General features: G+C 44.7%; 1 protein-coding gene. It reads left to right on the top strand.

Translation table 11 applies throughout. The features are described 5' to 3' along the window. The coding region (locus tag F8B77_RS17855; RefSeq protein WP_167512894.1) for a hypothetical protein at nt 1-217 on the top strand (217 nt) is incomplete at both ends.

The raw sequence follows: 217 nt of genomic DNA, 5'->3' as shown, positions 1-217 counted from the left end.
CCAGACTTTAACCGATAGCGTCAATGTGATACGAACCTACGCGTTGGATAATACGCAACCTGCACCATCGGTGAGTGATTATGCCGACTTTGGCGTCACGGGTATTGATGCCAACAATTTAGCGGAAATTAATGCACAAGTTGACAGTCAGTCACTAACAAGTGTTGCCTCGATACAAACACTTATCGATAGCCTAACAGTGATCCAAAACTACGCA

It is taken from the genome of Aliivibrio finisterrensis (assembly GCF_008933155.1).
Lineage (GTDB): Bacteria > Pseudomonadota > Gammaproteobacteria > Enterobacterales > Vibrionaceae > Aliivibrio > Aliivibrio finisterrensis.
This window is presented reverse-complemented; position numbering and strand designations above follow the sequence as displayed.